Genomic DNA, 5,910 nt, shown 5'->3' with positions numbered 1-5,910 from the left:
CACAATCCGGGCTGAGTTCCCTCAAAGTGATCTACTATTTGGCGCAGCTATTTAGCCGTCACGACCGCATGTACCGGGACTTTGGGCTTTTTTCGCTGCGCGTCCCGGACGGCCTCGCTGTGGGGATGGGCGGCATGTACCGGCCGACTATCCAGGATCACGCGGTTTACGCCGCGCGCGTGTAACCCGCGATTGAGCCGCTGTTCATCCTCACCTTTGTCAAAAAAACACGGATGACGAACTTCTACGCCATAGGTAAACGTGGCGGGGAGCGCATCAAGAAACTGCCATAAGGCGGGGAGATCGCGCGGTCCAAAGGCGGCGGGCAACTGCAGCCAGTATTGGCCAATACGTGTTTCCAGCGGCGCCAGGCGGGTAAAAAACGCCTGTACCAGATCGTCGCAATGACGCAGCGCGGCCTGGTGAGAAATGGTGGCGGGAAATTTAAAGCAAAAACGGAAATCGTCCGTAGTTTGCGCATACCAGCGATCGACAATTTCCGCTTTCGGCAGCGCGTAAAGCGTGGTGTTGCCCTCCACGCAATTAAAGTGGCGGGCATACTCTTCCAGACTGGTGATGCCGAGCCGCGCCCATTTCGGGTGCGACCATTGCGGCAAGCCAATGTAGATCATAAGGCGTTTAAAATATCCTCTACGCTGCGTACCCGGCCAATGCGCGGGAAAATATGCGTCATACTGCTCTGATGCTGCTCACTGCTGGCGGCGCTACAGGCATCTTCGGCAATAATAAGGTTAAATCCCAACTCCCAGGCGTTACGCGCTGTGGATTCGACGCCGATATTGGTTGAGATCCCGCACAATATGATGGTGTCGATACCCCGGCGTCGAAGCTGTAATTCCAGATCGGTGCCGTAAAACGCGCCCCACTGGCGTTTAGTCACTTCCAGATCGCTGTCCTTTTTACCCAATGCCGTAGGCCAGGTCCACCAGTTTTCCGGCAACGCGTGCGCAGGCGTTGCGGCATCCACCGGCTGTTTTAACGCCTCAGCATAATCATCAGACCATCCGACGCGTACCATAACCACGGGCGAGCCGTTGGCGCGACACTTTTCCGCCAGCCGCGCGGCGCGGGCGACCACCTCATTTGCCGTATACGGACCGCCGGCAAACGGAAGAATTCCTTCCTGTAAATCAATAACCACCAGGGCGGTTGTGGTCGCGTTGAGTTTCAGCATGATAATCACTCTCCTAAAAATAGTGGATTTCATTACACCTTAAGCGCGATTAAAGAGGAAAGCGGCGACAAATATTGTTAATTTTTGTGAGCATACGCAATACCCGCGTGAAAAACCCGGTTACAGTCAGTATGAACCAGGCGTCGATACCGCATGAAACGGGCAAGTTATCGCTCCCATGCTGGATTGACTCTTATCGTGCGGCAGAATTTCCAGTATAATAGCTGCCTTTTTTCATCCAGTTGTGACATACAGCTAAAGCTGCGACTTCGTCGCCTGCATGGCAGGCAACAATCCGCCTGCGGCTAAGTTAAGGGATATCTCATGCGTACAGAATATTGCGGACAGCTACGTCTGTCCCACGTGGGGCAGCAGGTGACTCTGTGTGGTTGGGTCAACCGTCGTCGTGATCTTGGCAGCCTGATCTTTATCGATATGCGCGACCGCGAAGGTATTGTGCAGGTGTTCTTCGATCCGGATCGTGCGGACGCGTTAAAGCTGGCCTCTGAACTGCGTAATGAGTTCTGCATTCAGGTTACGGGCACCGTGCGTGCGCGTGACGCGAAAAACGTCAATGCGGATATGGCGACCGGCGAAATTGAAGTGCTGGCGTCCTCTCTCACTATCATCAACCGCGCAGACTCACTGCCGCTTGACGCTAACCACGTTAATACCGAAGAGGCGCGTCTCAAGTACCGCTATCTGGATTTGCGTCGTCCGGAAATGGCGCAGCGCCTGAAAACTCGCGCCAAAATTACCAGCCTGGTGCGTCGTTTTATGGACGATCACGGTTTCCTTGATATTGAAACGCCGATGCTGACCAAAGCCACGCCGGAAGGCGCGCGCGACTATCTGGTGCCTTCGCGCGTACACAAAGGTAAATTCTACGCGTTGCCGCAGTCGCCGCAGCTGTTCAAACAGCTCCTGATGATGTCCGGTTTCGACCGTTACTATCAGATAGTCAAATGCTTCCGTGATGAAGACTTACGTGCTGACCGTCAGCCGGAATTTACTCAGATCGACGTCGAGACCTCCTTCATGACCGCGCCACAGGTGCGCGAAGTGATGGAAGCGCTGGTGCGCCATTTATGGCAGGAAGTGAAAGGCGTGGATCTGGGGGATTTCCCGGTCATGACGTTTGCCGAAGCGGAACGTCGTTACGGTTCCGACAAACCAGACCTGCGTAACCCGATGGAGCTGGTAGATGTCGCTGACCTGCTGAAATCGGTAGAGTTCGCGGTCTTCGCGGGCCCGGCTAACGATCCGAAAGGCCGCGTGGCAGCGCTGCGTGTGCCTGGCGGCGCACAGCTTAGCCGTAAGCAGATCGACGATTACGGTAACTTTGTTAAGATCTACGGCGCGAAAGGCCTGGCGTATATCAAAGTTAACGAGCGCGCGAAAGGTCTGGACGGGATTAACAGTCCGGTGGCCAAGTTCCTGACCGCCGACATCGTCGACGCTATCCTTGAACGTACCGGCGCGCAGGACGGCGACATGATCTTCTTCGGCGCAGATAACAAAAAAGTGGTTGCTGATGCGCTGGGCGCGCTGCGTCTGAAACTGGGCAAAGACCTGAGCCTGACCGACGAAGACAAATGGGCGCCGCTGTGGGTGATTGACTTCCCGATGTTCGAAGACGATGGCGAAGGCGGTCTGACCGCGATGCACCATCCGTTCACCGCCCCGCGTGACATGACGGCGTCTGAACTGAAAACTGCGCCGGAAGAAGCCGTCGCTAACGCTTACGATATGGTGATTAACGGCTATGAAGTGGGCGGCGGTTCGGTGCGTATTCACAACGGTGAAATGCAGCAAACCGTATTTGGTATTCTCGGTATCAATGAGCAGGAGCAGCGCGAAAAGTTCGGCTTCCTGTTGGATGCGTTGAAATACGGTACGCCGCCGCACGCGGGCCTGGCGTTTGGTCTGGACCGTCTGACCATGCTGTTGACCGGCACCGACAATATTCGTGATGTTATCGCCTTCCCGAAAACGACCGCCGCCGCGTGTCTGATGACCGAAGCGCCGAGTTTCGCCAACCAGGCAGCGTTGACGGAGTTGGGGATTCAGGTTGTGAAGAAAGCCGAGAATAACTGATATGAACAATGTACACGACATCATTCGCGTGATATCGCGGCGGCCCGCAAGGGCGAGTCTCATCAATGCACGGCGTCACCCAACAGCCAACAACGAGGTCGCGTGAAGGATAAAGTGTACAAGCGCCCCGTTTCGGTCCTGGTGGTTATTTTCGCGCAGGATACGAAACGGGTGTTAATGTTGCAGCGACGCGACGACCCGGATTTTTGGCAGTCAGTGACTGGCAGCATAGAAGAAGGGGAGACCGCGTTGCAGGCCGCCGTACGTGAAGTCAAAGAGGAGGTCACGATTGATGTTGCGGCAGAGCAACTGACCTTAATCGACTGCCAACGTACGGTGGAGTTTGAAATTTTTTCACATTTACGTCATCGCTATGCGCCGGGCGTCATGCACAATACAGAATTCTGGTTCTGCCTTGCGTTACCGCATGAGCGGCAGGTGATATTCACTGAACATCTGACGTACCAGTGGCTTGATGCGCCTGACGCGGCGGCGCTTACCAAGTCCTGGAGTAACCGGCAAGCGATTGAAGAGTTTGTCATTAACGTCGCCTGAAAAGGCGCGCTTTTTTTGAGGAAATATTTATGGCAGGTCATAGTAAATGGGCCAACACCAGACATCGTAAAGCTGCGCAGGATGCCAAGCGCGGTAAAATCTTCACTAAAATTATTCGTGAACTGGTAACGGCAGCTAAATTGGGCGGCGGCGATCCGGATGCCAACCCGCGTCTGCGCGCGGCCGTAGATAAAGCGCTGGCCAACAACATGACCCGCGACACTCTGAACCGCGCCATCGCTCGCGGTGTGGGTGGTGATGAAGACTCGAACATGGAAACCATCATCTATGAAGGTTATGGTCCTGGCGGCACGGCCATTATGATTGAGTGTCTGAGTGACAACCGTAACCGTACCGTAGCGGAAGTGCGTCATGCTTTCAGCAAGTGCGGTGGTAATCTGGGTACCGATGGCTCAGTGGCGTACTTGTTCAGTAAGAAAGGGGTCATCTCCTTTGAGAAAGGCGATGAAGACACCATCATGGAAGCCGCTCTGGAAGCCGGTGCGGAAGATGTTGTGACCTATGATGATGGCGCGATTGATGTTTACACTGCCTGGGAAGAGATGGGCAAAGTGCGTGACGCGCTGGAAGCGGCGGGTCTGAAAGCGGACAGCGCCGAAGTGTCCATGATCCCGTCAACCAAAGCGGATATGGATGCGGAAACCGCGCCGAAATTGCTACGTCTGATCGATATGCTGGAAGACTGTGACGATGTTCAGGAAGTCTACCATAACGGTGAGATCTCTGATGAGGTGGCGGCGACCCTGTAATGGTGCTGTTAAACGCCGACGGGCAAGGGGTATAGCGTGTCGATTATTCTCGGTATTGACCCCGGCTCGCGCATTACCGGTTATGGCGTTATCCGCCAGGTAGGTAGACAACTGACCTATCTGGGCAGCGGATGTATTCGTACCAAAGTCGATGATTTGCCGTCTCGTTTGAAGCTCATATACGCAGGCGTGACGGAAATCATCACGCAGTTCCAGCCGGACTATTTTGCTATCGAACAGGTGTTTATGGCGAAGAACGCCGACTCAGCCCTCAAGCTGGGACAGGCGCGCGGCGTCGCGATTGTCGCCGCGGTCAATCAGGAACTGCCCGTGTTTGAATACGCGGCGCGTCAGGTGAAGCAAACCGTCGTCGGTATTGGTAGCGCGGAAAAAAGCCAGGTTCAGCATATGGTGCGCACGTTGCTCAAACTGCCCGCTAACCCGCAGGCCGATGCCGCAGATGCGCTGGCTATCGCCATTACGCATTGCCACGTTAGCCAGAACGCGATGCAAATGAGCGAGAGCCGACTCAATCTGGCGCGGGGAAGGTTGCGCTAAATCATTCTCCCTCAGCCTCGCGTTGAGGGGTTTCAATTCCACAGGCGCTAATTAATTCTAAATTGGGATGTTGCCACAGGCTGGCTGGCGTCACCGTCTTACGATCCCACGGGATTGAACCTAAAAACCAGAACTTCCAGAAGGCGAGTTTCGCATCAGGATTGCTGTGAAGTAATTCTTCGAATGTCTCAATATCGCCTACCGGAATACACAATGCTTCTTTATAGATATCAAACACAAATTTCGAGCAGAACTGGCGCGATGACTCATATTTAAACCCCGTGTGATAAAACTTATTCAGCCGGGCGGGAACCTGTTCCATGATGGCGAGTTTCTGTTCGACCGTCAGGCCGCCGCACAGGCGACGAACCGCGTAACGTTGTCCGGCTGAACGTTGTATAAACAGTGACAGCGTGGTGACGGTTGAGAGGGGGACGCGACTTTCCGCCACCAGATAGTCATCACCATTATGACCAATAATAATCCCAACATGGTTGCTCCAGCACTGTGAAGCGGTGGATATCTGGCCGAATAGCGCGGCACCTATACAGGTAAAGACGATATCCCCGGTTTCATATTGGACAGAATAATGTTTTTTCATCTCTGCATTCCATTATTTGAAATAAATTCCTTTTATTTATTCTACAGGGTAGTTAGCATTATACCAGATAAATGACAAGCCTTAGAGCCTATCCCATTAGGGCTATTTTACTTGCCATTTTGGACCTGGGCAGT

6 protein-coding genes and 1 pseudogene are annotated in these 5,910 nt (G+C 53.9%); 4 read left to right on the top strand and 3 right to left on the bottom strand.

Annotation, left to right across the window (positions count from 1 at the left end):
• Positions 1-53: 53 nt before the first annotated feature.
• Positions 54-632 (bottom strand): annotated as a pseudogene (locus ACLD4K_RS21720) (DUF72 domain-containing protein); the annotation flags it as partial.
• The gene (locus tag ACLD4K_RS21715) at positions 629-1,195 is read right to left on the bottom strand and encodes a hydrolase (protein ID WP_000916144.1); all 567 of its coding nucleotides are present in this window, start codon (positions 1,193-1,195) and stop codon (positions 629-631) included. The pseudogene ACLD4K_RS21720 and the gene ACLD4K_RS21715, both read right to left, overlap by 4 nt.
• Before the next feature lie 324 nt (positions 1,196-1,519).
• Here ACLD4K_RS21715 and aspS point away from each other — a divergent pair, with 324 nt between their 5' ends.
• The 4 genes from aspS (at position 1,520) to ruvC (ending at position 5,175) form a co-directional block, all read left to right on the top strand.
• Positions 1,520-3,292 carry an aspartate--tRNA ligase gene (gene aspS, locus ACLD4K_RS21710; RefSeq protein WP_079981559.1) on the top strand — a complete coding sequence of 591 codons (1,773 nt, stop codon included), beginning with the start codon at positions 1,520-1,522 and terminating at the stop codon, positions 3,290-3,292.
• A 102-nt stretch (positions 3,293-3,394) separates the two neighbouring features.
• On the top strand, positions 3,395-3,847 hold the full coding sequence (nudB, locus tag ACLD4K_RS21705; protein WP_000653693.1) for a dihydroneopterin triphosphate diphosphatase: 453 nt from the start codon (positions 3,395-3,397) through the stop codon (positions 3,845-3,847).
• A gap of 29 nt (positions 3,848-3,876) precedes the next feature.
• On the top strand, positions 3,877-4,617 hold the full coding sequence (locus ACLD4K_RS21700) for a YebC/PmpR family DNA-binding transcriptional regulator (protein ID WP_000907242.1): 741 nt from the start codon (positions 3,877-3,879) through the stop codon (positions 4,615-4,617).
• Positions 4,618-4,653: 36 nt separating this feature from the next.
• Positions 4,654-5,175, top strand: coding sequence for a crossover junction endodeoxyribonuclease RuvC (ruvC, locus tag ACLD4K_RS21695; protein WP_000022509.1), 522 nt, complete (start codon positions 4,654-4,656; stop codon positions 5,173-5,175).
• A gap of 1 nt (position 5,176) precedes the next feature.
• On the opposite strand, the gene ACLD4K_RS21690 is transcribed toward ruvC, so the two are convergent.
• Complete coding sequence (locus ACLD4K_RS21690) at positions 5,177-5,776, bottom strand: YebB family permuted papain-like enzyme (RefSeq protein WP_000716750.1); 600 nt, start codon at positions 5,774-5,776, stop codon at positions 5,177-5,179.
• Positions 5,777-5,910: the final 134 nt, after the last annotated feature.

The organism is Salmonella sp. 741265055_HSA (assembly GCF_046569525.1).
In the GTDB taxonomy this organism is placed as follows: Bacteria; Pseudomonadota; Gammaproteobacteria; order Enterobacterales; family Enterobacteriaceae; genus Salmonella; species Salmonella enterica.
This window is presented reverse-complemented; position numbering and strand designations above follow the sequence as displayed.

Bases quoted from the DNA above. Each gene is read 5' to 3' on its own strand.
- ACLD4K_RS21700 (WP_000907242.1), top strand. From the start codon at position 3,877: ATGGCAGGTCATAGTAAATGGGCCAACACCAGACATCGTAAAGCTGCG.
- aspS (WP_079981559.1), top strand. From the start codon at position 1,520: ATGCGTACAGAATATTGCGGACAGCTACGTCTGTCCCACGTGGGGCAG.
- ACLD4K_RS21715 (WP_000916144.1), bottom strand. From the start codon at position 1,195: ATGCTGAAACTCAACGCGACCACAACCGCCCTGGTGGTTATTGATTTA.
- ACLD4K_RS21690 (WP_000716750.1), bottom strand. From the start codon at position 5,776: ATGAAAAAACATTATTCTGTCCAATATGAAACCGGGGATATCGTCTTT.